This window comes from Ramlibacter sp., assembly GCF_041916345.1.
Lineage (GTDB): Bacteria > Pseudomonadota > Gammaproteobacteria > Burkholderiales > Burkholderiaceae_C > Ramlibacter.
Window position 1 is genome coordinate 1 of sequence record NZ_JAYRZR010000179.1, and the last position, 1,999, is coordinate 1,999.

Genomic DNA, 1,999 nt, shown 5'->3' on the forward strand with positions numbered 1-1,999 from the left:
CTGGGTGCCGTCGTGGCTCCAGGCCAGATGGGCGGCCGCGCTGTAGGCAAAGCCTTTGGCCTCGCCCTTGACGGCGTAGCGGGCGATGATGGAACTGGGCACCTGGAAGGCGGATGCCACGGTTTGCACCGGTCCCGCGGGGGGCGCGGGCACGGCCGGCGCCTGCGCGGCGGGTGCTGCCGCCTCGGGCTGCGCCGGGGAAGCCGCCTGCGCCGGTTCAGCCGGTTCAGCCGGTTCAGTCGGGGCTGGCGCTGCGGGCGGTGCCTCGGCCCGGAGGGGCGGCGATGCCGCGGGCGCGGCCGGCGGGGCGGGCGCGGGTGGAGCCGCCGCCTCGGGGGGCGCAACGGTGGCTGGCGGCGGCGGCACGGCGGGCGGCGCCTCGATCATCCGGGTGACCAGGGGCTGGGTGCGCCAGGGGCTGGACAGCGACAGCGCGCCCGGGCGTGCCTGCAGCGCCAGCAGGTGCACGGCGAGCACCGCCACGGCCAGCGCCAGCAGAGGCCGCAGCGGCGCGCCGGCGGGGGCGTGGCGCTGCGCCGTGTCCATCTCAGCCCGTGTAGCCGAGGTCGGCCGACAGTTGCGCCGCAGCCGCCGCCAGCGGGCGGTGCACGGCGCCGTCCCAGGCGGCATCAAAGGTGGCCACCGAGCCCATGGTGACCATGCCCAGCACGATGTGCCTGTCCGAGTCGAACACCGGGGCGCAAAAGCCCACGATGCCCGGCAGCAGCGTGTCCACCACGCGCGCGGCGCGGCGCTCGCGCACATCGTCCAGCATGGCTTTCACTTCGGCCATGGTGGCCGGCACATCGGTGCGCCCGGCCTTTTGCGCGCGGGCCATCTCATCGCGCAGCATGGAGGTGATCGCGTCGCGCGGCACATAGGCGGCAAAACAGCGGCCCGTGGCCGACGACAGCAGCGGCATCACATCGCCCAGGCGCAGGTTGACGGTGACGGCCTGGGGGGATTCTTCCCAGTGCACCACGGTCGGGCCGTGGTTGCCCCACACGGCCAGCGCAATGGTGTGGCCGATTTCCTCCATCAGCGGGCCCGCGCGCTCACGCGCGAGCTTCACCGCGTCCAGCCGCGACAGCGACGCCAGCCCGAGCTTGAGCGCCGCCGGCCCCAGGTCGTAGCGCGTGGTGCCGGCGTCCTGCACCACCAGCGCCAACCGCTGGAAGCTCACCAGGTAGCGGTGTGCCTTGGCCGCGCTCATGCCGGCGGCGGCGGCCAGGTCGCGCAGCATCAGCGGGCCGGCCGACTGGGCCAGCACCTCCAGCAGCGCAAAACCGACCTCGACCGACTGGATGCCCGCGCGTTCCTTCATGATCTTTCCGGCTTCCTGTACAATTTCGATTAGGTAAACTCGTTTAACAATGCGTAATACCTTTGGGACTGTAGCGCATTCAACCGCCGGGGACAAACACCATGAAACTCGCCACCTACAAGGACGGCTCGCGCGACGGCCAGCTGGTTGTCGTATCCCGTGACCTGAGCACGGCGCATTATGCGACCGGCATTGCGCAAACCCTGCAGCAGGTGCTGGACGACTGGGGCTTTCTGAGCCCCCAGCTGCAGGACCTGTACGTCACGCTGAACCAGGGCAAGGCGCGCCATGCGTTCCCGTTCGATGCGGCCATGTGCATGGCGCCGCTGCCGCGCGCCTACCAGTGGGCCGACGGCTCGGCCTACATCAACCACGTGGAGCTGGTGCGCGCCGCGCGCAACAGCGAAGTGCCCGAAAGCTTTTACACCGACCCGCTGATGTACCAGGGCGGCAGCGACGACTTCATCGGCCCGACCGACGACGTGGTGGTGCCCAGCGAGGACTACGGCATCGACTTTGAAGCCGAGATCGCGGTGATCACCGGCGACGTGCCCATGTGCGTCACGCCCGAGCAGGCGCTGGACGGCATCCGCCTGGTGATGATTGCCAACGACGTATCCCTGCGCAACCTGATCCCGGCCGAGCTGGCCAAGGGCTTTGGCTTCTTCCAGAGCA

At 70.4% G+C, this 1,999-nt stretch carries 2 protein-coding genes and 1 pseudogene; 1 reads left to right on the forward strand and 2 read right to left on the reverse strand.

Going from position 1 to position 1,999, the window contains the following annotated elements; all coding sequences use genetic code 11:
• Window positions 1-546, reverse strand: a pseudogene (locus ACE3T5_RS21545) (hypothetical protein); the annotation flags it as partial.
• 1 nt (window position 547) lies between these two features.
• Window positions 548-1,327: an IclR family transcriptional regulator gene (locus ACE3T5_RS21550; protein WP_374670160.1), complete on the reverse strand. Its 780-nt coding sequence runs from the start codon at window positions 1,325-1,327 to the stop codon at window positions 548-550.
• Window positions 1,328-1,425: 98 nt separating this feature from the next.
• Here ACE3T5_RS21550 and ACE3T5_RS21555 point away from each other — a divergent pair.
• Window positions 1,426-1,999: fumarylacetoacetate hydrolase family protein (locus tag ACE3T5_RS21555; RefSeq protein ID WP_374670159.1), on the forward strand; the 574-nt coding region annotated here is incomplete at its 3' end.